Annotated in this window: 21 protein-coding genes; 9 read left to right on the top strand and 12 right to left on the bottom strand. The window is 63.3% G+C overall.

What is annotated here, in order from left to right; all coding sequences use genetic code 11:
- Window positions 1-20: 20 nt before the first annotated feature.
- The 4 genes from MRBLMC3_RS12395 to MRBLMC3_RS12410 all read left to right on the top strand — a co-directional run bounded on the left by MRBLMC3_RS12395 (window position 21) and on the right by MRBLMC3_RS12410 (window position 4,998).
- Complete coding sequence (locus tag MRBLMC3_RS12395; RefSeq protein ID WP_363752406.1) at window positions 21-779, top strand: SDR family NAD(P)-dependent oxidoreductase; 759 nt, start codon at window positions 21-23, stop codon at window positions 777-779.
- 26 nt (window positions 780-805) lie between these two features.
- Window positions 806-2,056, top strand: coding sequence for a sulfotransferase family protein (locus tag MRBLMC3_RS12400; protein ID WP_363829185.1), 1,251 nt, complete (start codon window positions 806-808; stop codon window positions 2,054-2,056).
- Window positions 2,057-2,141: 85 nt separating this feature from the next.
- Complete coding sequence (locus MRBLMC3_RS12405) at window positions 2,142-3,563, top strand: hypothetical protein (protein WP_363829187.1); 1,422 nt, start codon at window positions 2,142-2,144, stop codon at window positions 3,561-3,563.
- Window positions 3,564-3,567: 4 nt separating this feature from the next.
- Complete coding sequence (locus tag MRBLMC3_RS12410; RefSeq protein WP_363829190.1) at window positions 3,568-4,998, top strand: acyl-CoA reductase; 1,431 nt, start codon at window positions 3,568-3,570, stop codon at window positions 4,996-4,998.
- A 24-nt stretch (window positions 4,999-5,022) separates the two neighbouring features.
- On the opposite strand, the gene MRBLMC3_RS12415 is transcribed toward MRBLMC3_RS12410, so the two are convergent.
- On the bottom strand, window positions 5,023-5,838 hold the full coding sequence (locus MRBLMC3_RS12415; RefSeq protein WP_363829192.1) for an enoyl-CoA hydratase-related protein: 816 nt from the start codon (window positions 5,836-5,838) through the stop codon (window positions 5,023-5,025).
- A 507-nt stretch (window positions 5,839-6,345) separates the two neighbouring features.
- Here MRBLMC3_RS12415 and MRBLMC3_RS12420 point away from each other — a divergent pair.
- Window positions 6,346-8,652 (top strand): arylsulfatase, encoded by a 2,307-nt coding sequence (locus tag MRBLMC3_RS12420; protein ID WP_363829195.1) that lies wholly within the window; start codon window positions 6,346-6,348, stop codon window positions 8,650-8,652.
- A gap of 12 nt (window positions 8,653-8,664) precedes the next feature.
- Here the strand turns inward: MRBLMC3_RS12420 and MRBLMC3_RS12425 are convergent, their stop codons facing one another.
- On the bottom strand, window positions 8,665-9,495 hold the full coding sequence (locus MRBLMC3_RS12425) for an SDR family NAD(P)-dependent oxidoreductase (RefSeq protein WP_363829197.1): 831 nt from the start codon (window positions 9,493-9,495) through the stop codon (window positions 8,665-8,667).
- 136 nt (window positions 9,496-9,631) lie between these two features.
- Window positions 9,632-10,492: an SDR family oxidoreductase gene (locus MRBLMC3_RS12430; RefSeq protein WP_363829199.1), complete on the bottom strand. Its 861-nt coding sequence runs from the start codon at window positions 10,490-10,492 to the stop codon at window positions 9,632-9,634.
- A 179-nt stretch (window positions 10,493-10,671) separates the two neighbouring features.
- Here MRBLMC3_RS12430 and MRBLMC3_RS12435 point away from each other — a divergent pair, with 179 nt between their 5' ends.
- Both MRBLMC3_RS12435 and MRBLMC3_RS12440 read left to right on the top strand, forming a co-directional pair.
- Window positions 10,672-11,535 (top strand): SDR family oxidoreductase, encoded by an 864-nt coding sequence (locus MRBLMC3_RS12435; protein ID WP_363736463.1) that lies wholly within the window; start codon window positions 10,672-10,674, stop codon window positions 11,533-11,535.
- A 68-nt stretch (window positions 11,536-11,603) separates the two neighbouring features.
- Window positions 11,604-12,356, top strand: a complete 753-nt coding sequence (locus tag MRBLMC3_RS12440; RefSeq protein ID WP_363829202.1) for an SDR family NAD(P)-dependent oxidoreductase — start codon at window positions 11,604-11,606, stop codon at window positions 12,354-12,356.
- 29 nt (window positions 12,357-12,385) lie between these two features.
- Here MRBLMC3_RS12440 and hcaB read toward each other — a convergent pair whose 3' ends face one another.
- Complete coding sequence (hcaB, locus tag MRBLMC3_RS12445) at window positions 12,386-13,219, bottom strand: 3-(cis-5,6-dihydroxycyclohexa-1,3-dien-1-yl)propanoate dehydrogenase (protein ID WP_363829204.1); 834 nt, start codon at window positions 13,217-13,219, stop codon at window positions 12,386-12,388.
- A 198-nt stretch (window positions 13,220-13,417) separates the two neighbouring features.
- Here hcaB and MRBLMC3_RS12450 point away from each other — a divergent pair, with 198 nt between their 5' ends.
- Window positions 13,418-14,362 carry an alpha/beta hydrolase gene (locus MRBLMC3_RS12450; RefSeq protein ID WP_363829206.1) on the top strand — a complete coding sequence of 315 codons (945 nt, stop codon included), beginning with the start codon at window positions 13,418-13,420 and terminating at the stop codon, window positions 14,360-14,362.
- Window positions 14,359-15,069, top strand: coding sequence for an SDR family NAD(P)-dependent oxidoreductase (locus tag MRBLMC3_RS12455; protein WP_363752422.1), 711 nt, complete (start codon window positions 14,359-14,361; stop codon window positions 15,067-15,069). The genes MRBLMC3_RS12450 and MRBLMC3_RS12455 overlap by 4 nt, the downstream gene beginning before the upstream one ends.
- 101 nt (window positions 15,070-15,170) lie before the next feature.
- Here the strand turns inward: MRBLMC3_RS12455 and MRBLMC3_RS12460 are convergent, their stop codons facing one another.
- The 8 genes from MRBLMC3_RS12460 to MRBLMC3_RS12495 form a co-directional block, all read right to left on the bottom strand.
- Window positions 15,171-15,395 carry a hypothetical protein gene (locus tag MRBLMC3_RS12460; RefSeq protein ID WP_363829208.1) on the bottom strand — a complete coding sequence of 75 codons (225 nt, stop codon included), beginning with the start codon at window positions 15,393-15,395 and terminating at the stop codon, window positions 15,171-15,173.
- Between the two features lie 220 nt (window positions 15,396-15,615).
- Window positions 15,616-17,271 carry a thiamine pyrophosphate-binding protein gene (locus MRBLMC3_RS12465; protein WP_363829210.1) on the bottom strand — a complete coding sequence of 552 codons (1,656 nt, stop codon included), beginning with the start codon at window positions 17,269-17,271 and terminating at the stop codon, window positions 15,616-15,618.
- A gap of 64 nt (window positions 17,272-17,335) precedes the next feature.
- Window positions 17,336-18,373 (bottom strand): 4-hydroxy-2-oxovalerate aldolase, encoded by a 1,038-nt coding sequence (dmpG, locus tag MRBLMC3_RS12470; RefSeq protein ID WP_133651455.1) that lies wholly within the window; start codon window positions 18,371-18,373, stop codon window positions 17,336-17,338.
- Between the two features lie 3 nt (window positions 18,374-18,376).
- Window positions 18,377-19,348, bottom strand: coding sequence for an acetaldehyde dehydrogenase (acetylating) (locus MRBLMC3_RS12475; protein ID WP_363829450.1), 972 nt, complete (start codon window positions 19,346-19,348; stop codon window positions 18,377-18,379).
- A 10-nt stretch (window positions 19,349-19,358) separates the two neighbouring features.
- On the bottom strand, window positions 19,359-20,141 hold the full coding sequence (locus MRBLMC3_RS12480; protein ID WP_363829213.1) for a fumarylacetoacetate hydrolase family protein: 783 nt from the start codon (window positions 20,139-20,141) through the stop codon (window positions 19,359-19,361).
- Window positions 20,138-20,647, bottom strand: coding sequence for a flavin reductase family protein (locus tag MRBLMC3_RS12485; RefSeq protein ID WP_363736476.1), 510 nt, complete (start codon window positions 20,645-20,647; stop codon window positions 20,138-20,140). The genes MRBLMC3_RS12480 and MRBLMC3_RS12485 overlap by 4 nt, the downstream gene beginning before the upstream one ends.
- Window positions 20,648-20,694: 47 nt before the next feature.
- Window positions 20,695-21,894: a formaldehyde dehydrogenase, glutathione-independent gene (gene fdhA, locus MRBLMC3_RS12490; protein WP_363736478.1), complete on the bottom strand. Its 1,200-nt coding sequence runs from the start codon at window positions 21,892-21,894 to the stop codon at window positions 20,695-20,697.
- Between the two features lie 158 nt (window positions 21,895-22,052).
- Window positions 22,053-23,282 (bottom strand): NAD(P)/FAD-dependent oxidoreductase, encoded by a 1,230-nt coding sequence (locus tag MRBLMC3_RS12495; protein ID WP_363829215.1) that lies wholly within the window; start codon window positions 23,280-23,282, stop codon window positions 22,053-22,055.
- Between the last annotated feature and the right edge of the window lies 1 nt (window position 23,283).

Genomic DNA, 23,283 nt, shown 5'->3' on the forward strand with positions numbered 1-23,283 from the left:
GACGATCCGGGGAGAGTGACATGAGCATGGCTGAGATTTGCAGATTCGATTATTCCGGACGGACGGTCCTGGTGACCGGCGGGACGGCCGGCATCGGCCTCGCCATTGCCCGCGCCTATCGCGATGCCGGCGCCAGCGTGTTCGTGACTGGGCGCAGATCCCGATCGGCCGATTATGGCGACGAAATCAGCGGTCTTGGCTATTTCCCCATGATCGCCAACGATCCGGTCGCCTGTGCCGCGATCGCGGCCGGCCTGCCCGCGCTGGACATATTGGTGAACAATGCAGGGGAATCCCATCCGGGCGGGTTCGAAAGGCGCTATGAACCCGACATCTTCGAGGATGCCGTCTCCATCATCCTTTTTGGGCCCTATCGGCTGGCGCACGCGCTGCACGCCGTCCTCGCCAGAAGCGCCATGCCCGGCGGCGCAAGCGTCGTGAACCTCGCCTCCCTGTCCTCCTATTTCGGGATGGACGCCGTGCCCGGCTATGGCGCGGCCAAGGCAGCGATCGTGCAATTGACCAAGACACTGGCCATCGCCTGGGCCGCCGACAATATCCGCGTCAATGCGATTGCGCCTGGCAATGTCCAGACCCGGATATTCGACCATGTGAAGGATGTGCCCGAGGTGATGGAGCCGTTGATAGCCCGCACCCCGATGCGGCGCTTTGGCCGGCCGGAGGAAATTGCGGGACCGGTCCTGTTCCTCACCAGTCCGGCCGCGAGCTTCATGACCGGCCAGACCATTCCCGTGTGTGGCGGCTTTTCCATCGCCTGACCGCGCCATTCGATACGGAGGTCCATTTGTATATCGATGATCTCGCTTCGCCCCGGCAGACGCCGGCCGCACTCGCCGCGCTTCAGGCTGCCGAAGGCCAACCCGTCATCTTGACGCGGGACGCCGTGCTGGACGCGGCGCGCAGCATGACCGGCCTTTCCGATTTCGGCCGCGAGGATTTTCTCCCTCGACTCGACATCATGCTGCGCAGCGCCGACGAGGACGGTCTCAACGCCTTTGGCCGCACATTATTCTTCAACGACATGGTCCGCTATGCGGCCAACCGGCTTCGTGTCGAGCATATGGTCGCCCGGCATCCGGAAATACTGGATGTCAGGATTGACCGGCCGATCATCATTCTGGGCATGCCGCGGACAGGCACAACGCATCTCGTCAACCTGATGGCGTCGGACGACAGGCTGCGATCCATGCCCTATTGGGAATCGCTGATGCCGGTCCCCACCGAGGGTGTCCCTGACACCCGGCTCGCCGATACCGAGGCGTCCTGGGCCGGCCTCGACGCCCTGCTGCCGTTCCAGAAGAATGTTCACGAACTCAGCCCGACCCATATCCATGAAGAGATCGAGCTGCAGATGCTCGACTTTTCCTCCTACATGATCGAATGGATCTCCCGGCCCTATCGCTGGCGGGACCATTATCTCTCCCACGACCAGACTTCGAGCTACCTCTACCTGCGCAAGGTGCTTCAGGTGCTGACCTGGCTGCGCGGCCCGGAACGCTGGATCTTGAAATCGCCGGGACATCTGGAACAGCTCGGGCCGCTGATGACGGCCTTTCCCGACGCGACCATCGTCATGACCCATCGCGACCCGGTCGACGTCGTCGCCTCCTGCCTGACGATGAACTGCTATATCGACCGCTTGCGGCGGCTGAAGGTCAATCCGGGGGAAGTCGCCAATTACTGGGTGGACCGGATCGAGCGGCTGTTGCGCGCCTGCGTGCGCGATCGCGACCTGTTGCCGCCTGACCGCGCGGTCGACGTTCGTTTCCGCGATTTCATGTCGGATCAGATCGGCACGGTGCGCCGGATCTACGCCATGGCCGGACTTGAACTAACCGGGCAGGCGGAACAGGTGATGCAGAGCTACATCGCCGATCATTCCCGCGACCGTCACGGACAGTTGGAATATCGGTTGAAAGAGGATTTTGGTCTGGAACCAGCGGCCCTTGCCGAAAGATTCCGGTTCTACAGCGATCGGTTCGTGACGGCCCCCAATTCGCTTTCCACCGGTCCCCTTTCCCCAGGCATACTCTGAACAGACGATGCGCCATGGGCGGATGACCGCGAGTGGGGGAGACAGGAGTTCTTGCCCTTTGAGGCACAGGAGAGAGGATCGAATCTTGGCAGAAGCCGGCATATCACGCGTGGTGAACGCCGCGTCGTTCGACGAGCATCCCGAGGAGATGTTCTGGCAACCCCTGGACGCCAGCCTCGCCATGCCAGCCGAAGAGGTATCGCGCATCCAGCTTCACGCCGTGCGCAAGCGGTTTGAGGAACTGCGGGAGCATCTTCCGGCCCTGCGCAACCTCGCCGCGGAACAGGGCATCACCCAGATCGCGACCCTGAACGACGCCGCCGCGCTGCTGTTCAAACATTCCGTCTACAAATCCTATCCGGTCTCGCTGATCGAAAAGAACCGTTACGACCGGCTGACCCAGTGGCTCTCCAATCTGACCACGGTCGACCTTTCCGATGTCCAGACGAGCGGCGTCGAATCGATCGACGACTGGCTGGACGCGGTCAATCGCGATGCGGGCGTGCGGATCATCCACACCACCGGCACCAGCGGAAAATTGTCCTTCCTGCCGCGCGGTCCGGCGGAGGCGAGCCGCCAGCTTCGTTCCGGACGCCTCTCGCAGCAGGCAATTGGCCAGCCCGAACCGACCGGACTGGACCAGGTTCCCACCATCGTCCTGGGCAACCGCATCATGTACAATGGCTATGGCGCCATGGTCGAAGCGCTGCTGCACGATCTCTACCAGGGTGACGACGCGATGATCGTCGCCATGAATCCCGGCCGGCTGAGCGCCGATGTCCTGTCGCTGGCGGGCCGCCTTGCCGCCGCGGGCAATCGCGGCGAACTGGGCCGTTCGCAGGTCTCGCCCGCGATCTTGAACCGCCTGGACGACTTCGTTGCTGCCCAGAAGGAAGGGCCGGCACGCCGCGCCCGCTTCTTCGACGAGATATTCGATCGACTGGCGGGCAAGCGGGTCATGATGTCCGGCAACTGGTCCATGTATCATGAAATGGCCGAAGCAGGCGGGCAGCGCGGCGTAGGCGGCATCTTCGCGCCGGACAGCCTGTTCCTGTGCGCGGGCGGCACCAAGGGCGCGACCCTTCCGGACGGGTACAGGGAGACCATTCCGGCGTTTCTCGGCATATCCATGCTCAATGAACTGTACGGCATGAGCGAGATGACAGCGCTGATGCCGAAATGCAGCGAGGGCAAATATCATGCCCTTCCCTGGATGCTGCTGTTCCTGCTCGATCCGGAAACCGGCCAGCCCGCTCCGCGCAGCGGGACGCATACGGGACGTTTCGGCGTCATCGACCTGTCGATCGAGACGCGCTGGGGCGGCATTGTCAGCGGAGACGAAGTGACGATGACCTTTGGCCGATGCGCATGCGGACTGGACGGTCCGTTCCTCGACTCCGACATTCGCCGCTATAGCGAGAAGGAAGGCGGCGACGACAAGATCACATGCGCCGGCGCCCCGCAGGCGCACGACAATGCGCTCGCTTTCCTCGCGGAAATGGACTGACAAAATGACGGATCATGGTTTTCGCGTGCCGCTGGTCATCCGGGGCGAAGTAATCGAAGAGGATGGCGTGTCGCATGGCGGGCGCGGCGGGGGCATCAGCTTTACCGCACCCGATGTGGCGGCCCATCTGGGCAAGCTTGCCCTGTCCACGCCCAGCAGCATGAGCGACCTCTACTCCCTGAGGATGGAGGAGATTTTCGACTATCTGGGCGAACTGGGAAGCCGTCTGCCTCCCTCCCGCAATCCATGGATGGAGGAGGCATTCCGGATATCCTGCCATACATCGGGGCTGGGTGCCGACATCCTGCACGCCATGTACGATAATATGGACAGGATGCTCGATCCCGCCGCCTTGCGCGAGGCAGCCGAAAATTCCATCGGCATCGATTATCTTGAGAACTGGGTCGAAATGCCGCTGGAGGGGCCGGTGACGGCACGTATCCGCGCCTTCGGCGCGCGCGCAGTCCATATCGTGGCGGGCAACGCGCCGGGCACGTCGCTTCTGACTGTCGCCCGCAACGCCATCACCCGGAGCGACGCGATCATCAAGACGCCGAGCAATGATCCGCTGACCGCGGCGGCGATCGCCCGGACGATGATCGACATGGCGCCCGATCATCCGCTGACGCGCCACCTCAGCGTCGCCTATTGGAAGGGCGGCGACGAGCGCGTGGAGGCAAAGCTCTACACGTCCGGCAATATCGAGAAGATCATCGCGTGGGGCGGCATGGCGTCGATCAAGCATATCGCCAAATATGTGCAGCCAGGCATAGAGCTGGTCGCGCTGGACCCCAAGCTGAGCTCAACGATCATCGGGCGCGAGGCCTTCGCCGACGAGGAAACATTGGCGCGGGTGGCAGGGGCGCTCGCGCTGGACGGCGGCGGCCTCAACCAGGAAGGCTGCGTGAATGCGCGCGTCGTCTGGGTCGAAAGCGGCACCGACAAGGCGGGACTGGAGCGGCTCAATCGCCTCGGGCAACTTGTATATGACGCGATCCAGGCATTGCCCCCGCAGATTTCAGGCCCCGCCGTGCGCATGGACCCGGCCCTGGCGGATGAGGTGAGCGCGCTGCGTGTGGGCGGCGATGACTGGTACAAGGTCATTGGCGGCGGCGTCGAGGGTGCGGTCATCATGTCGCAGATGGAAGAACCGGTGGATTTCGCGCCGCTGCTCGCCAACCGCGTGCTCAATCTGGTGCCGGTGGACGACGTCGAGACCCCCGTGCAGGCCGTCACCAGCTATACCCAGACCATCGGCATATGGCCCGAGAGCCTGAAGCGCCGGCTGCGCGACCAGCTTGCGATTCACGGCGCGCAACGCCTCGTGACCCTTGGCAACGCCGTTGGCATGCCCAACCACGGCATCCAGGACGCGATCGAGCCATGGCGGCGCATGTGCCGCTGGATCGTGGAGGAGGAAGCGACAGCGGCCTGAGCGGGCGCCCCCGATGGGCCGCGATCAGCGGCCTTTCCAGATCGGGGCGCGCTTCTCGACAAATGCGCGTGGTCCTTCGCTTCCGTCCTCCGATCCGGCGAGAATCCTTGTGGCGGGCAGCGACCATTGCCGCCGTTCCGCATCCTCCAGAGGCAGGGCTGCGCAATCCAGCGCCACCCGCTTGGAGGCCCGCACCGCAAGAGGCGCGGCGGCAACGATATCCTGCGCCCACCGCATCGCCCGGTCAGCCAGCTCGCTGGCCGGTGCGACGTCGGTGACGAAACCCATCTCGCGCGCTTCGATCGCGGACACGGGCTTTCCCGTGAGGATCAGGCCCATGGCACGGTGATAGGGGATCTGCCGCGACAGACGCAGAACGCCCCCGCCCAGCGCCGCCATCCCGACCTTCACTTCCGGTAGCGCGAAAGAGGCATGCTCCGCCGCGACGATGATATCGCAGGCCAACGCCATTTCGAACCCGCCCCCGAACGCGAGCCCGTTGACGGCCGCGATGATCGGCTTGTCCATGTCGAACCGCGCGGTAAGCCCGCCGAAGCCCCCGGGAAGGAGTTCATCCCTGCCCTTGGGCGGCGGTGTCTTCAGGTCGAAGCCGGCGGAGAAGGCCGCGTCGCCGGCGCCCGTCAGGATGGCCACCCATTGCTCGCCATCGGCGGCAAAAGCGTCGAGCGCATCGGAAAGGGCGGATTGCGTTGCCCGGTCCAGCGCATTGCGCCGCGCCTGCCGATCCATAGTGATGCGGGTGACGCGGCCCAGCCGCTCGACCTTTATGGGCCCTGCATCCATATGCTCGCCATGGATCGGGTCAGAGGAAGATGTCACAGGATGCTCCGTCCACCGGCCGATCGCCATAGCTGTTCCACAGATGCGATGGGGGCTGCTGGCGCGCAATCTGAAAATTGCCTCCGAATCTGTCCGGAAGAGATCACACCGCCTGCCCGCGAAGCCGTCGTCATTTGCACCACCCCATTTCCATTCCCGGCGATCCTGACGAACGGGCCAGCGCGCCACATCGTCGTTTGCGACTAGTGACCCGAATCTGAAGTTCGTCCACTGCTGCGTAGGCATTGAACGAACTTCAGACTCATCGGGGTCACTAGCAGATATAGGATTCTAGTGTGTTTTTTGATTTGAAATACGCTCCCCACCTAACCGCTATAATAAGGCGTATTTCACATCCACCACAGTAGGCGCGAATCATAGTCCGATGCTCCTTCCCGCTTTCCTAGTCCGTTCATGGGTTTGACGTGCGCCGCCGCCCTGAAAACTACAACGAAAATGAGGAGAGGAAAGATGGCGAGCCGATTTGGTCGAGTGAGAAGGCGCTGCATGCTCCTCGCGCTGATTGTGCATGCGGTCCCGGCTTTGGGCGGCACGGTGCTGCCATCTACCGATGCTGGAATGGCTTCCGCACCGCTTCCCAACGCCTTTCCGGCGATCCCGACCGCACCCGAGGGCGCCCCCAATATTCTCCTCGTCCTCACCGATGATGTCGGCTTTGGTGCGGCCTCGGCCTTTGGCGGCCCGGTTCCAACCCCCAATCTGGAGCGGCTGGCTCAGAATGGATTGCGGTACAACCGCTTCCACACCACCGCCATGTGTTCCCCGACGCGGGCCGCATTGCTGACCGGCCGCAACCACCATGCCGTGGGCACCGGGACCCTGACCGACTTTGCCCTCGGCGCGCCCGGCTATGATGCAATGATACCGCGAAGCGCCGCCACTATTGCCCGTCTCCTGCAGGACAATGGGTATAACACGGCCTTTTTCGGCAAACATCACAACATACCGAAGGGACCGTTCAGTTCATCAGGGCCTTATGACTATTTCCCCACGAAGCTGGGGTTCGATCACTTCTTCGGCTTCATAGGATCGGACACGGATCAATGGCGCCCGACGCTCTATCGCGACACAAGCCGCGTCATCGACGAAAAACCGCCGAGCCGGATCCTTGACCAACGGCTCGCCGACGAGGCCATAGACTGGATTCATCAGCAGAAGGCGGCGGCGGCGGACAAGCCGTTCTTCATCTATTTCGCGCCGGGGTCCGCCCATACTCCACATCAGGCGCCCGCCGACTGGATCGAACGTTTCCACGGACAATTCGCGCAAGGCTGGGACAAGCTCCGCTCAGAGACCCTTGAGCGGCAAAAGGCGATGGGCCTTGTCCCGGCGCGGACATCGCTGCCCCGCAGGCCCGATTATATACCGGCATGGCAAAGCCTGTCGATGGAGGAGCGAGCGTTCCAGCAGCGGCAGATGGAAGTGTTCGCGGCCCAGCTTGCCTTTCAGGACGCGCAGTTCGGCCGGATCGTCGATGAGTTGCGGCGCATGGGCCTGAACGACAATACGCTCGTCATCTTCATCGAAGGTGACAATGGACCGGACAGCGCCGCTTCCCCTGCCGGCGCGATCGGCGAAGCAACGGAGATAGCGAACCGGCGACTGGGGCTGGCAGAGCATGGACGGCAGATCGACCAGCTTGGCGGCCCCCGAAGCCACAGCAATTACTCCACGGGCTGGGCGCTCGCGATGAGCACGCCCTTCCCCTATTACAAGCAGATCGCCTCCCATCTGGGCGGGACGCGCAACGGCGCCGTTTTCTCCTGGCCTTCACGGATTACCGATCGCGGCATGCGCAGCCAGTATCACCATGTGATCGATGTCTTTCCGACCATTCTCCATGCCGCCGGGATAAAGGCGCCCGACATCGTCGACGGCGTCGCGCAGCAGCCGGTCGACGGCATCGACATGACCTACAGCTTCGCCGATCCTCAAGCGCCGGATCGCCGCACGACGCAATATTATGAGATGCTGGGCAACCGGGCCCTCTATGATCATGGCTGGCTGGCCAATACCCGTCCCGAACGCAAACCGTGGGAAATGGGTTTTGGCGCCGACGCCAACGTGAACCTCGCCCCTGGCTACCGCTGGGAACTTTACGACCTCGCCGCCGACTTCAACCAGACACGGGATCTGGCGGCCTCGCAACCGGCCATCCTGGCCCGGATGCGCAAGGCGTTTGATGTTGAGGCCGCGCGCTACAAGGTCTTTCCGATCAACGACCGTACAGACGCCGCGCGATCGGGCCTTTCGGCGCGCGCCTATGTCAAACCGCGGAGCAGCTATATATTCTGGGGCAAGGATATCAGCCTGCCCTCCGACGTCGCGCCACCGATCACCGGACGCGCCTTCACGCTGACAGCGGATGTCATAGCGGGAAATGGCGTGATCGCCGCGCTGGGCAGCTTTATGGGCGGGTGGAGCTTCGGCATCGAGGACGGCCATCCTGTGGTCCGCCATGCGCTGACCCCTTTGCCGGAAGATCAATTCCGCCTCGCGGCGCCCACCGTCCTTCAGCCGGGATCGACGGTTCGCCTCTCCTTCGACTTCGACTATGACGGCGGCGGATATGGCAAGGGTGGATTGGTTCGCATCGCCGTCAATGGCGCGCCGGTCGCAGAACGGCGGCTGGAACGCTCTCTTGTCGTGCAGGAGGCACCGGGCGAGACATTCGACATTGGCCTGGACAGCGGCGGCCCGGTCAATGAGGCGGCTGGAGCGCCGGATCGCTTCACGGGCGAAATCCGCAGGCTGGAAGTGACGCCCGGACCGCCGGGCGCGCGGCGGCAATAGGGATCGACCGGATCATGCGCCTGCCTGCATCACCGCCCCCAGATCCGCGCTGTAGGTCTGATGCGCCAGCAAGCCGCCATCGGCAGGAATGATGGCACCGGTGATGAAGGCAGCCTCGGCCGATGCGAGAAACAGCGCAAGCCAGCCAATATGTTCGGGTTCGCCAAGATAGGGCGTCAGCGTATGTTTTTCGAAGATTTCCAGCGCTTCCGGCGTGACGTCGCGCCTGGCCTTGGACGACAGGACAAGACCGGGCGTGATGGCGTTGCAGCGTATATTCTGCTTGCCGTACATGGTCGCGACATATTGGGTAAAGCTGTTGATCGCAGCCTTTGAGGGACCATAGGCAATGCGCGTCACGTCCCCCTTCACGCCCGAACCGGACGAGATGTTGACGATCGACCCGCCGCCGCGTTCCAGCATATGGGGCAGCGCCATTCGCGTGCACAGGAAAACGCCCCGCGCGTTGACATCGAAAACCCGTTCCCAGGTTTCGACGCTCGTGCTGAGAAGATCCGTATCGTCGGGCAGGACGGCGACGGCATTGTTCACCAGAATGTCGATCCCGCCAAAGGCCGACAGCGCCGCGTCGATCATCGCCCGAATGGATGCCTCGTCACCCTGGTCGAACGTGCAGGCCACCACCTCCCCGCCTTCTGAACGGATGAGGTCCGCCAGGGCGTCGCCGTCGCGGCCCGTCCGCGTGGCGACCAGGACCCGCGCCCCTTCACTGGCCAGCAACCGCGCTGTAGCGCCGCCGATGTTGAGACCGCGTTCGTTCAATCCAGCGCCGGTGACGATGGCCACCTTTCCGCCGACGCGCGATGATTTGGCGACGCCCATTCATGATCTCCTTCGGTCTCTCCAACGATCGGGACAATAGGCCGCCATGCGTGTCCGGCGCTCGTCCATTCAGACATCGCCGATGGAAAGCGCCCGCCGACGGCCCGTTCAGACCCAGCGGACGCCATACCGGTCGTCAGCACTCCCTGGGACCGGGCACCTGCCCGGCCGCGCTTTGCGGATCTTCGGTCGTCATACCGGACCATTTGAGCGCGCCCATCATGCCGCCGTCGACCAGCAGGTCGGTGCCCGTCACGAAACTCGCTTCGGGACCGCACAGCCAAGCGACGGCCGCCGCAATATCCTCCGACACGCCGATCCGGCCGACGGGCACATTGGACACCGTTTTATCCACGGGCGCTCCGGCGTCCCGCTCGAAATGGATCATGGGGGTGGAGATGATGCCAGGGCTGACGGACAGGATCCTTGCGCCCTTTCGGCCCCATTCGGCAGCGGCGGCCTGCACGCGCAGCTGGTTCGAACGCTTGGCAAGCCAATAGGCGCCCAGGCCCGTGTCCCAGCCAGGAACGGTGCGCACGCTCGCCAGCATCTCCTCGGCCGATCCCAGAGCCAATATCCGCTCCACCTCCGGCGGCACCGGCGCATAATAGGCCGCGTTGCTCGACATGACGACACCCACACTTCCCTCCACCGCGATGGGCAGGAACGCGTTGATGACGTGGATCGTGCCCAGCAGATTGACGGCGTAGATCTTCTCCGGCGTCGCCATGCGCGGGGATACGCCCGCGGTGTGCACCATCGCATGCAGTCGCCCGATCCGCGTCGCTTCCGCCACCAGCGCGTCGATCGACGCGGGATCGGCCACGTCCACGAGCGTGGGCGTCACGCGATAGCCTTCGCGTTGCAGATCGCCCGTCACCTGCTCCAGCACGTCGGCGCTGACGTCCGCGACCAGCAGATGCCGGCCCGCGCCAAGCCGGCGAGCACATGCAACGCCAAAACCCCGAACGCCCACGACCACAGCCACATCAGTCATTCGCCATCTCTCTTTGAAAATATCCGCCTTGCAGCATCTCGCCTAGCAACCGCCGGACCGGCGGCATCAGCCGTTCGGACGACAGGCCCGCAATGAGGCCGGTTGTCCAACCAGACGATGATCACAGGCAGGCTGCCTTCTATCATGGGCTGAAAACAGCCTATGGATGGACGGCATATATGACAGGATCAGGCGACAAGCCGGTTGCGGTAGTGACGGGAGCGACATCGGGCATCGGGCTGGAAACGGCGCGCGCGCTGGCGCGGGAGGGGATGCGGGTCATTGCGCTGGGCAGGGATGAGGCACGGATCACCAGCGCGGCGAAAGAATTCGAAGCCGAGGGCCTGACCGCGCAATGGGTGAATGCCGATCTCTCATCCATCGCCCAGACCCATGCCGCGGCCGCCCGCATCGCGGAAATTGTCGACCGGATCGACATATTGGTCAACAATGCCGGGGGCCTGCTCGACACAAGGCATGTGACAGCCGATGGGCTGGAAACGATGTTCCAGGTGAACCATCTGGCGCCCTATATCCTCACGCTCGATCTGCTTCCCCAACTGAAGCGTTCGTCCGTTCCCCATGTCATCACGGTATCCTCGATCGGCCACAGCATGATCGACGATCTGCATTGGGACGATCTGCAAATGGAAATCTCTTTCCTCCCGATCACCGCCTATGCGCAGAGCAAACTCGCGAACATCCTGTTCACGCGCGAACTGGCGGCACGCCATGCGGCAGACGGCATCGTCGCCAGTGCCGTCCATCCGGGACTTGTCGCCTCACGCTTTCCCGAAAGCGCGGGCGTAGAGACCCGGACCTATTATGCGGCGGCGGAAAAGAGCGGGGAGGCGCTGACATCGGCGCAGGGCGCGGACACGATCGTCTGGCTGGCGATGGACCGCGATCGCGCCCTGCCATCCGGCGGCTATTTCCATGAGCGCAAACGCGTCGAACCATCGCCAGCGGCGCAGAGCGAGGAAGGGGCCAAGCGGCTCTGGGACATCAGCGCGCGCCTTTCCTCGCTTGAGACGGCAGGATGATGCCGCGTGTTCCGCGCCGCATCATCTCTGCCCCGAACGCATGGCAGCAACGCGCTGGAAGTTAGGCGATGATCCGCTTCGACGGCAGGGTGGGCGTCATCACAGGCGGCGCTTCGGGTATTGGCGCTGCGGTCGCTCGGCTTTTCGCCGCCCATGGCGGAACGGCCGTGATCGCCGATCTGGACGGGACACGAGGACAGGGCATCGTCCAGGACATCCAGGCGGCGGGCGGCAAGGCCGACTTCGTTCCCTGCAACCTTGGCGATGCGGCGATGATAGACGGGATGATCGACACAGCGCTGGCGCGCCATGGCCGGATCGATTTCCTGCACAATAACGGCTATGCCCCGTGGAGGGGCGAGGATGCCGGTGCGCTGGCGGCCGACATATCCGACGGCCAATGGCAGCATACCATGGACCTTGGCGTCACATCGGCCTTTCGCGTCGTTCGGCGTGCCGTTCCCGTCATGACGGCCCAAGGGGGCGGTTCGATCGTGAACACATCCTCTATCGCGGCTTTTCACGCCGAACCGCGCATCGGCGCCTATGCGGTGGCCAAGGCGGCATTGTCGCAGCTGACGCGCGCCGTCGCGGTCGAATATGCTGCCACGGGCATCCGCTGCAACGCCGTCTGTCCGGGGGTCATCCAGACGCCGCTGATCGACGGGGCGCCCCTTGACCCGGATTTCATGCGGACGATCCCCATGGGAAGGCTGGGCACGCCGGAGGAGATCGCCCATGTGGTCCTGTTTCTGGCATCCGATCTTGCCAGCTATGTGACGGGCGCCATCATCGTCGCCGATGGAGGGCGGACCATCTGAACAGCCTGCCGCGGAACTCCATATCCGGGTCAGGTGTGGACATAGCCCTTCTTGAAATGCGCCCCGGTCAGGAAGGTCGTGCCACGTATCCCAAGGCCGTCCGCAGCATTGATGACTTCGCCAGTAGTCGTCGCCGCATTGCGGCGGGACGCAAGGGCTACGAAAAGACCGGTATAATCCGCCGGGTCGTCGCATTTGAGCGGAAAAGCCTGAAACACCATATCGGCAACTTCCTGGGTCTGCGGTGAAAACACATAATCCTGTGGCGCCAATGCCTTGCTGCCGCGCAGGTCGGTCCGCATTGGGCCGGGGCCGACGCCGTTCACGCGCACCTCAGGCGCGAGCTGATAGGCCAGTTCGCGGACCAGGCCGACGACGGCATGCTTCGAGGCCGTATAGAAAATGCCGCCGCCGCCGGGAATGAAGGATGCGGAGGACGCCGTGAAGACCATGCTGCCCTTGGTCTTCCTGAGTTCTGGCGCGGCTGCGTAGGCGGCCAGTATATAGCCTTTGACATTGACGCCCATCACCTCGTCGAACGCGGCGTCCAACTTGTCCTCTGGCAGGTCGAGGAGCATGGCGGGCAAATCCATGATGCCGGCATTGCCCACCAATATATCGAGCTTCCCGAACTTCTCGACGGCGAGCGCCACCGCCTTCTTGTTGTCGGCGATCGAGCGCACGTCGCCGACGACGGTGGCGACGTCATCGCCAAAATCCTTTTCGAGCGCGCTGGCCTTGTCAGGGGAATATTCAAGGACGACGACACGGGCGCCTTCCTCCAGGAAACGTTCGACCAGAGCCCGCCCCAGTCCGGAGCCGCCACCCGTGATCAGCGCCACATCGCCTTCAAGCCAACCCATCGACCTTCTCCCGTTCAACGCAAGTTTCGCTTGGCGCGCCGGCCTCGCCGCGCCTTGCGGCGTCCGGAGCAATCCCGATTATGCAGCGGGAAGTAGCAGGGCGAGCGGCCCTTGACCTAGTCTGGTCAGACGTCGCCCCGCCTGGCATCCTTTTCCTACATGATTGTCTTTCCTGTCACTGTTCCAGAGGCCTCCATCATGAGCCAAGAACCGAGCCTTGCGCCGGAATTCGGCCCTGTCCTGCAAGGACTTGCCCAGACACCTCCCATTCCGACGCTCCCGGTCGAAGCCGTGCGGGCCATGTTCGAACAGTTCAATTTCGGCGAGGATGAAGCACTTGCAGAAGTGCGCGACCTGCAAGTCGAAGGCGCGGCGGGACCGATCGCCGCCCGCTTCTATCGCCCGCTCGGCGATCCGCGCGGGTTGATCCTCTTCTATCATGGCGGTGGATGGGTGGTAGGCAACCTCGAGAGCCACGACAAGGCCGTGCGCGCCTTGGCAAATCGCTCGCAATGCGCCGTTCTGGCGGTCGATTATCGCCTTGCGCCCGAACATGTCTTCCCCGCTGGTCTGGAGGATTGCTACGCGGCGCTGCAATGGGCGGACCGGCACAAGGGCGAACTGGGCCTGGACGACATCCCGCTGGCCGTCGCGGGCGACAGCGCCGGTGGCAACCTGGCAGCCGCCGTCGCTGTCATGGCGCGCGACCAGAAAGGGCCCGCACTGGCGGCGCAACTGCTGATCTATCCCGCGACCAGCGGTGGTCAGGATAGCCCGTCCTACACCGAAAGAGGGACCGGCGGCCTGCTCACCGCAGCCGACATGATATGGTTCTGGAATCATTATGCGCCGGAGGGCATGGACAGGAACGATCCCAGGATGTCGGTTCTTCTGACCGAGGATCTTCGCCAACTGCCTCCGGCGGTGCTGATCATAGCGGAATTCGATCCGCTTCGGGACGAGGGACTTGCCTATGGCCGAAAACTGGCGTCAGCGGATGTTGCGGTAACCGTCCACCATTATCGCGATCTGCCCCACGGCTTCATGACCTTTTATCAGATATCGCCCGCCGCAGCCGGCGCGCTGGACGAGATGGCCGCCAGCCTGAAGAGCGTTTTCGACGAGGAGTTGAGAGTTTCATGACCAGACAAGCAGTTATCACCGGGGGTGCGCGCCCTGACGGCATTGGTTGGGCCGCCGCGCTGGCAATGGCAGACGCGGGATATGAAGTCGTCGTAACGGGCGTTTCCGATCAGGAGGTCAGCGGCGCGGCGAGCCATGCGGGCATCAGCGCCAAGGTGCTGGACGTCCGCAACGATGACGCGGTCAAGGCCTTCTTCTCCGAGTTCGATCGGATCGACGCGCTCGTCAACTGCGCAGGGGCCGCCGATCCCAGCAGTGAATTCACGCCCGAAGGTTTCGCCCGCATCCTTGACATCAATCTGACCGGCACGCAGCGCTGCTGTCTTGCGGCGCGCGATCTGCTCGCGGCGGCCAAGGGTGCGATCGTGAATGTCGGTTCGCTCTATTCCACGTTCGGCAGCGCCGGGACGCCTGCCTATTCCGCCAGCAAGGGCGGCATAGTTCAGCTGACGAAATCGCTTGCCGTGGCATGGGCGCCGGACATCCGCGTGAATGCGGTCGCGCCCGGCTGGATCCAGACGGGCATGGCAAAGCCGGTGTTCGAGAACAAGCAATGGGCCGACATGCTGCTCGCGCGATTGCCGATGAAGCGTTTCGGCGAACCTGGAGATCTGGCCGATCCGATCCTCTTCCTGTGTTCGGACGCGGCGCGCTACGTCAATGGGGTGCTGTTGACGGTCGACGGCGGCTACAGCTGCAGCGGATAAAGCGATTCTGGAGCGATCCTAAAATCACGGAAAACAAGAAATGCAGAACAGCGATCTGATCCAAAATCCGATCGCTGTTCTGCTCGTTGGAGAGGGGCGGATCAGGTGGCCGGCCCGCCCGTAGCGAGCCATTGCAAGGCCGCCTCCTCATTATCGAAATATTCGAAGCGGTCGTCCTTCAGGAAACGGCGGTTCTGCATCTTGAGCAGGGTGGAACTCATGACCATGGCCGTTCGCCCCAGAAACACGTGATCCTCCTTCTGCGCCAGACGGGCCAGGGCATCGGCGACCTCAGGCGTGCGCACTTCGCATAGGGAACCGTCCATCAGGCAATCATGGTGAGCGCCGACAATGGACCGAACGTGCTTCACGTCCCGGGCAAATTGATCGACGACCTCAAGCGTCCAGAAACCATAAGACGAAAGACGGACAATATTCAGCTCATGGTCAAAATCTATGCTGTAAAAGCCTTCCAATATCCTCATAGCATCCGATCACTTCTGCGTCGCACCATGGCGGTGACCTTACCTCTGCCTGAATGCAGGCCTAATCACCGAACGGCAAGCTGATAATGATCGCGTTTGGCCCTTCTTTCGCCGAACGCCATGCCGCCTCCAATGCTTCGCGCGCGTCCTGCGGAGCCACCGGCCCGGTGCATGGCAGGCCAAAGCCGCGGATCAGGTCGGCCAGGGAACCGCCGGTTTCGCGAAAGTCCATGCCGGCATAGCTGGGCGCGTTGCGTCCCCCACCCGGCTTTGCGCGTTCCGCATAAGCCCGGGAAAAATAGCGGGTCGACCCATAGCCGCCATTGTCCAGGATCACGAATGTAATCGGCAATCTTTCCGCCACGGCGGTCCAGAGGCCGTGGAGACCAAAGCGCAACGCGCCGTCCCCCAGCACGCAGGTAACCGGCCCGCCCGAACCCAGCGCGGCACCGACGGCCGCGCCGGTTCCCCAGCCCAGCGACCCCCCCGTTGCCCCCATATATCGTCCGCCATCACCCGATCGCAGCGCTCCCACAAGGGCAACCGATCCCATGACGGCTTCGTCGACCACCCAGCCGTGATCCAGCGCGTCGTGAAGCGCGCCAAGTGCGGTTCCATAGGATGCCAATGTCTCGGCAAAGGGATTACCGGGCGGCAATCGGGCCGCCTTCGCCTCGTCGATGAAGGCGCGCCTCTGCCGCATCAGCGCATCATCGGCATCGGACACCGCCTGGAGCAGAGCGGCCAGCAAGGCCGAAGGATCGCAGGCGCAGGACCAGTGGGCGACTCTTGTCTCCTCAAGCTTCGCATGATCGGCATTGACGTGGGCGACGAATTCGGCCCCTGGAAAATAGGGGTTTGGTCGCGGATGCCCCTCCGGAATGAAACGTCCCCCGACCACCAGCACGAAATCCGCCCGCGCCTCTGCGACGCTGCCGTAGAGTCCGGTCATTCCTCCCAGGAAATTCGGATGGCCAGGCGATATGGCGAGCCTGTCATTGAAGCCCGGCTCCGCCGCGACCGCGATTTGATGGCGCTCGGCAAGCGCGGCCAGCGCATCCGCACCGCCATGGCGCCGCACCTGGCCGCCCGCGACGATCAGGGGCCGGCGAGCCTTTGCCAGCTTCTCTGCAAGCAGGCTTATGTCAGGCGCGCCTGACGGCAGGCGGACCGTCCGGGGGACAGAAACGACGGGTCCATCAGCCTCCAGCACATCTTCCGGCAGGGAGACGAATGCCGGCCCTGTCGGTACGCCTCTTGCCGCACGACTGGCGGCCGCCAGATGATGATAGACCGGCATGCCCGGCGCGAGTTCGCGGGCATGGCGGCAGAAGGGCGCGACCAGGGGAACAAGATCCCCCTCACCGATCGTGCCTTCACGCGTGCGGGCCCAGGCCGCCTGCTGGGACGCCAGCACCAGAATGGGACTTTCGTCGCGCCAGGCATTGTACAGATTGGCAAGAGCATTGGCCGTGCCGGGCACCATGTAGATATAGGCCGCCCCGGCCCCGGTCACCCGCGCATAGCCGTCAGCCGCCGCGATCGTCACTGATTCATGGATCGTCGGAACCACTTTGACGGGAGAATCCGCCAGTTCCTGCAAAAGCGATACGAGCGAACTTCCCGGAAGACCGAAAATGTGACGGAATCCGCTCTCTTTCAGGAAACGGACAACCTCACGGGCTCCCAGTTCCTTCCTCTCCTGCTCCAGACCCACACTTCCTCTCCCGGGGATTTTTTCGTCTTGCAGGTGGGCGGGACTCTCCCCGCCCCGCCCTGGATCAGGCCTTTTCCTTTAGCATGTCCAGCGCAACGTCGACGATCATGTCCTCCTGTCCACCCACCATCTTGCGACGGCCGAGTTCGACCAGGATCGTGCGGGTGTCCAGGCCATAGGTTTCGGCCGCCTTTTCCGCGTGGCGCAGGAAGCTGGAATAGACCCCTGCATAGCCCAGCGCGAGCGTTTCGCGATCGACGCGTACTGGCCGGTCCTGCAAGGGACGAACCAGATCTTCCGCCGCATCCATGAGTGCGTTGACGTCACAGCCATGGTTCCAGCCCTTGCGGTCAGCCGCGGCGACGAACACTTCGAGCGGCGCATTGCCAGCGCCCGCACCCATGCCGGTCAGCGACGCGTCGATGCGGACCGCCCCGCATTGCGCGGCCACGATCGAATTGGCCACGCCCAACGAGAGATTGTGATGGGCGTGGATGCCGCGCTGGGTTTCGGGCTTCAATACCCGGTCATAGGCCTCCAGCCGCGCCTTGACGCCATCCATGTCGAGCGCGCCGCCGCTGTCGGTGACGTAGACGCACTGGGCGCCATAGCTTTCCATCAGTACTGCCTGCGCCGCCAGCTTTTCCGGATCGATCATGTGGCTCATCATCAGGAAGCCCGAGACGTCCATGCCCAGATCGCGCGCGATGCCGATATGCTGCTTGCTGACGTCGGCCTCCGTGCAATGGGTGGCGACCCGCACCGATCGCACGCCGATATCATAGGCGCGGCGCAGTTCATCAACCGTGCCGACGCCCGGCAGGATCAGCGTGGTGAGGACGGACCTGTTCAGCACCGATGCGACGGCCTCCAGCCACTCCCAGTCAGTATGCGCGCCAAAGCCATAGTTGAAGCTGGCGCCATTCAGGCCATCGCCATGGGCGACCTCGATCGCGTCCACGCCGGCATCGTCAAGCGCCTTGGCAATCGCCTTGACATGATCGATGCCGTACATATGCCTGATCGCGTGCATGCCATCGCGAAGGGTGACGTCCTGAATGTACAGCTTCTCGCCCGCTTCGACGTTGAATTTCGCGCTCATCTCTTAATTCTCCGTCTCGGCGAGCGACCCGGTGGCCGCCGCCTTCTTGCCTTCAGCAATGCGCTGCGCCAGCAGCTCGCCGGTCGCCTTAGCGGCGGCGGTCATGATGTCGAGATTGCCCGAATAGCTGGGAAGATAATCACCTGCTCCTTCGACCTCGAGCAGGATCATCGTCTTGATGCCGGTGAACTCGCCGCGCCCCGGGATCTTGAGCTTGTTGTTGTCGCCAAAGCGCTCGAACTGCACCTCCTGCTTGAGGCGATAGCCGGGCACATAGGCCTGGACCTTCTTGACCATGGCCTCGACAGAGGCGCGGATGGTTTCCTCGTCGGCACCCTCGGACAGAGTGAAGACGGTGTCGCGCATGATCATCGGCGGTTCGGCCGGATTGAGGATGATGATCGCCTTGCCCTGCGCCGCGCCGCCGACCTTCTCGATCGCACCCGCGGTCGTGCGGGTGAACTCGTCGATATTGGCGCGCGTGCCGGGGCCCGCCGAACGCGAGGATACGGACGCCACGATCTCGGCATAGTGGACGGTCGCGACCTGGCTGACGGCGGCCACCATCGGGATGGTCGCCTGTCCACCGCAGGTCACCATGTTCACATTGCCCGCGTCGAGATTGGCTTCGCCATTGACTGTCGGGATGGTGTAGGGACCGATGGCAGCCGGGGTGAGGTCCACCACCTGCTTGCCGTCGGCGCGCAGGGCCGCATCATGGACCTTGTGCGCATAGGCCGAAGTCGCGTCGAAGACGATCCCGATCTCGGGATAGACGTCCATCGCCTTGAGGCCTTCCAGCCCTTCATGCGTTGTCGCAACGCCCCGCTCGCGAGCCATGGCCAGGCCTTCCGACGCCTCGTCAATGCCGACCACGACCGCCAGCTCCATATTCTGCGGATATTTGATCATCTTGATCATCAGGTCGGTGCCAATATTGCCCGATCCGATAATGGCTGCCTTGACCTTGCCCATCATGTTTCCTTCAGATGAAATTGGCTGTGCACGTGCCGATGCCGTGCAATGTCATTTCGAAGCGATCGCCCTTCGCCGCCGGCTCCAGCGGCACAACGGATCCCGACAGGATCACGTCGCCCGCCTCCAGCGTCACGCCATAGGCGCCCAGCGTATTGGCGAGCCAGGCCACCGCCATGGCCGGATCGCCCTGCACGGCATGGCCATAGCCTTCCGAAAGTGGCGCGCCGTTCTTAGTCACGGTGACATGCAGGTTCGGCAGATCATGGGCGCGCGGATCGGCCCGCGCCTCGCCCAGCACGAAGACACCGCAACTGGCATTGTCCGCCACCGTGTCGACGATGCTGATCTTCCAGTCCCTGATGCGGCTGTCGACGATCTCGAAACACGGTGCTATCGCCTCCGTCGCGGCGATCACGTCGGCGGGGGTGACGCCGGGGCCGTTCAGCCTGTCCTTCAGTATGAAGGCGATTTCCGCTTCCGCGCGCGGCGCTATCAACGCCTTGGCGTCGACATCGATATCCCCCTCCACATGCATCCAGTCCGTCAGGAAGCCGAAGTCAGGCTGGTGCACGCCCAGCATATCCTGCACCGCCTTCGATGTAACACCGATCTTCTTGCCCACGACACGCTCGCCATCGGCCGTACGACGCTGCAGAAATCCCAGGCTGATCGCATAGGCATCGTCAATCGTCAGTGATGCCTGCTGCTCGACAAGAGGGCTGATCGTATGCCGTCCGCGAAGCGCGTCATAGAGGGCGTCGCTGAACGCAGCGTTGTTGGTTGAGGTCATTGATATTTTCCGTTGCAGTAGATCAGAGGGTCCACGCCCTCCCCAATCCGGACATGACGCACTTCGCCGATGACGATGATGTGCGACCCATATTCGACCAGCTTCCCTACGTCGCATTCGATCGACGCGATCGCTTCCGCCATCACGGGCACGCCCCGCTCCGAAAGTTGCCAGCCCCCGTCGCGAAAACGCTCTGCCCGCAAGCTGGAACTGCCGAAGGCATTGGACACATTCTGATGCCGGCGGTCGAGGAGATTCACCGAAAACGGCTTGTCCTGGTGCAGCATCGGCGTCAGCGACGCCGACCGGTTGAGGCAGACCAGCAATGACGGCGGTTCCATCGACAGGGACGTTACCGATGTCGCGCTGAGGCCGAACCACTCCCCGTCGCTTTCGCACGCCACGATCGATACTGCCGAGGCCAGTCGCCGCATCGATTGGCGAAAAAGATCGCCAATCGCATCGACGGCCGCGACGGAGGCATCGACATCGATTACCCTGTTCATTCACATGCCTCCGGCAAACGCCTAACCATAAGCCGTCAAGGTCGCCTTCAGGCGGCCTTCGGCACCATTCCATTGGGATCGATCACGAACTTTTTGGCCGCGCCATGGTCAAATACTTCATAGCCGCGCGGTGCTTCATCCAGACCGATCACTTCGACATTGACGATGTCGGCAATTGGCAGGCGGTCCCACAGGATCGCCTGCATGAGCTGGCGATTATATTTCACCACCGGCGTCTGCCCGGTGAAGAAGGCGTGGCTCTTCGCCCAGCCCAGCCCGAAGCGGATCGACAGGCTGCCGATCTTGGCCGCTTCGTCGACGCCGCCCGGATCACCAGTGACATAAAGGCCGGGAATGCCGATCCGTCCTGACGCGCGGGTCACCTGCATCAGCGCGTTCAACACCGTGGCGGGCGCCTCATGACCGGAATCGGCGCCATGCCCCCTTGCCTCGAACCCGACCGCGTCGATGGCACAATCCACTTCAGGAACGCCCAGGATCTGCGCAATCTGTTCGCCCAGATCCGCATGTTCGGAAAGGTCGACCGTCTGGAAGCCCATGGCGCGGGCATGCTTCAGGCGCTCCTTGTTCATGTCGCCCACGATGGTGCAGGCGGCGCCAAGGAGATTGCAGGACGCCGCAGCCGCCATCCCGACCGGCCCCGCTCCCGCGACATAGACGGTGGAACCCGGACCAACGCCCGCATTGACGGCGCCGTGGAACCCGGTCGGCAGGATATCAGACAGGCAGGTCAGGTCGCGTATCTTCTCAAGCGCCTGGTCACGATCGGGAAATTTCAGCAGATTGAAGTCGGCGTAGGGCACCATGACATAATTGGCCTGCCCGCCGATCCATCCGCCCATGTCGACATAGCCATAAGCCGCGCCGGCGCGATCCGGATTGGTGTTCAGGCAGACGCCCGTCGCCTGTTCCTTGCATGTGCGGCAACGGCCGCATGCCACGTTGAACGGGACGGAGACGATGTCGCCCTTTTTGAGGAACTCGACACCGCTGCCGACTTCTGCGACTTCCCCGGTGATTTCATGCCCCAGGACCAGCCCGGTCGGCGCCGTCGTACGTCCGCGCACCATGTGCTGATCGGATCCGCAGATGTTGGTGGACACGACCTTCAGGATGACGCCGTGATCGATCTTGCGTCCCTGCGGCGTTTCCATTCTGGGATCGCCGATATCCATCACTTCCACATTGTTCGGTCCGAGATAAACGACACCACGATTGCCCGCCATGACTTCGCTCCTGCTCTTTTTTATTACCAATTGGGACAGGCTCTCGCCCTCGCTGAGGCCGGCTGGCCGGCCGGCGCTGATTGAGGGAAGGCGCCGATCGCCATCATCTTAATCCCGCCGGGGCTGCGACATACGTCCCACCGGACTATGCCCGTGCTTCAGGCTGTGGCGACCTTCGACGCGATCAGATCCCGCGGGTTGAAGGCCGGATCAGCTAACATCGCCGCACTCACACGATGGTCGACCGCCAGCAGCTTTCGACCGAGCACATGATCGCTCACCGCATTGACGGATTCGATCGCGACGACGCGCTCGTCGCGCAGGTAGAAAACGGAGAATTTTCCGTCTTCCAGCGACCCGCGCACAACCTCCTGCTGCGCATCCTGGGAAAAGCCGACCATCTGCAATTTCATGTCGAACTGATCCGACCAGAACCAGGGCACGGACAAGTTGGGCATGGTCCTGCCGGCGATGGCCGCGCCGGCAGCCTTGCCAAGGTCGGTCGCATTCTGCACCGATTCCAGGCGCATGTCGCGCCCCGCGAACAGGTTCATGCCGAATGCGCAGTCGCCCGCCGCGAACATCGCGGCATTGGCCGTCCGACCGCAGCTGTCGACATGGATCCCCTGCCCGCTGGCGAGGCCAAGCGGCTCTGCCAGCCCCGTATTGGGCACCGCGCCCACCGCCATCACGACGAGATCTGCAGCATGGACCACATCATGGCTGTCCCGCACTCCCGTGACCTTGCCCTGGTCCCCTTCGATCCGCTCCACGCCTGTCGCGGTCAATATGCGGACACCTTCAGCCGCGAACCTGCGCTCGACGAAATTCGAGATCACGGGCCCGGTCACCCGCGCCATCACCCGCGGCAACCCTTCCAGTACCGTCACGGGCTTTCCCGCCTTGGCGAGCGACGCGGCGAGCTCCAGCCCGATGAAACCGCCGCCGATGATCACGACCGACGACGTCTGCTCCAGCTTCTCGCGAATATGGTTGGCGTCAGCGAGCGAGCGCAGCGTCACGACACCGTCCAGATCGGCTCCGGCCAGCGGTATGCGGCGCGCCTGCGTTCCTGTGGCGAAGGCCAGCTTGTCGAACCCGAACGTCCCCTTGGTCGTGACGACACGGCCTTCCGGCTCGACATGCTCGGCACGCGCGCCGAAGACGACGTCCACCTGATTGTCGCGATAAAAGACTTCTCCGCGCAGCGGCAGGCTTTCGGCGTCGACCGCGCCGGTCAGATATCCCTTCGAAAGCGGCGGCCGGTGGTAGGGCAGAAACGCCTCTTCGGTCAGCATTGTGATCGCGCCGTCGAAGCCATGCTGCCGCGCCGATGCCGCGATGTTCAGCCCGGCATAGGAGCCGCCGACAATAAGCAGCCCGCTCATG

This window comes from Sphingobium sp. LMC3-1-1.1 (assembly GCF_040676285.1).
GTDB lineage: Bacteria > Pseudomonadota > Alphaproteobacteria > Sphingomonadales > Sphingomonadaceae > Sphingobium.

Coding starts and splice junctions, on each gene's coding strand:
- MRBLMC3_RS12395 (WP_363752406.1), top strand. CDS start 21: ATGAGCATGGCTGAGATTTGCAGATTCGATTATTCCGGACGGACGGTC.
- MRBLMC3_RS12410 (WP_363829190.1), top strand. CDS start 3,568: ATGACGGATCATGGTTTTCGCGTGCCGCTGGTCATCCGGGGCGAAGTA.
- MRBLMC3_RS12420 (WP_363829195.1), top strand. CDS start 6,346: ATGCTCCTCGCGCTGATTGTGCATGCGGTCCCGGCTTTGGGCGGCACG.
- MRBLMC3_RS12425 (WP_363829197.1), bottom strand. CDS start 9,495: ATGGGCGTCGCCAAATCATCGCGCGTCGGCGGAAAGGTGGCCATCGTC.
- MRBLMC3_RS12430 (WP_363829199.1), bottom strand. CDS start 10,492: ATGACTGATGTGGCTGTGGTCGTGGGCGTTCGGGGTTTTGGCGTTGCA.
- MRBLMC3_RS12435 (WP_363736463.1), top strand. CDS start 10,672: ATGACAGGATCAGGCGACAAGCCGGTTGCGGTAGTGACGGGAGCGACA.
- MRBLMC3_RS12440 (WP_363829202.1), top strand. CDS start 11,604: ATGATCCGCTTCGACGGCAGGGTGGGCGTCATCACAGGCGGCGCTTCG.
- hcaB (WP_363829204.1), bottom strand. CDS start 13,219: ATGGGTTGGCTTGAAGGCGATGTGGCGCTGATCACGGGTGGCGGCTCC.
- MRBLMC3_RS12450 (WP_363829206.1), top strand. CDS start 13,418: ATGAGCCAAGAACCGAGCCTTGCGCCGGAATTCGGCCCTGTCCTGCAA.
- MRBLMC3_RS12455 (WP_363752422.1), top strand. CDS start 14,359: ATGACCAGACAAGCAGTTATCACCGGGGGTGCGCGCCCTGACGGCATT.
- MRBLMC3_RS12460 (WP_363829208.1), bottom strand. CDS start 15,395: ATGGACGGTTCCCTATGCGAAGTGCGCACGCCTGAGGTCGCCGATGCC.
- dmpG (WP_133651455.1), bottom strand. CDS start 18,373: ATGAGCGCGAAATTCAACGTCGAAGCGGGCGAGAAGCTGTACATTCAG.
- MRBLMC3_RS12475 (WP_363829450.1), bottom strand. CDS start 19,348: ATGGGCAAGGTCAAGGCAGCCATTATCGGATCGGGCAATATTGGCACC.
- MRBLMC3_RS12480 (WP_363829213.1), bottom strand. CDS start 20,141: ATGACCTCAACCAACAACGCTGCGTTCAGCGACGCCCTCTATGACGCG.
- MRBLMC3_RS12485 (WP_363736476.1), bottom strand. CDS start 20,647: ATGAACAGGGTAATCGATGTCGATGCCTCCGTCGCGGCCGTCGATGCG.
- fdhA (WP_363736478.1), bottom strand. CDS start 21,894: ATGGCGGGCAATCGTGGTGTCGTTTATCTCGGACCGAACAATGTGGAA.
- MRBLMC3_RS12495 (WP_363829215.1), bottom strand. CDS start 23,282: ATGAGCGGGCTGCTTATTGTCGGCGGCTCCTATGCCGGGCTGAACATC.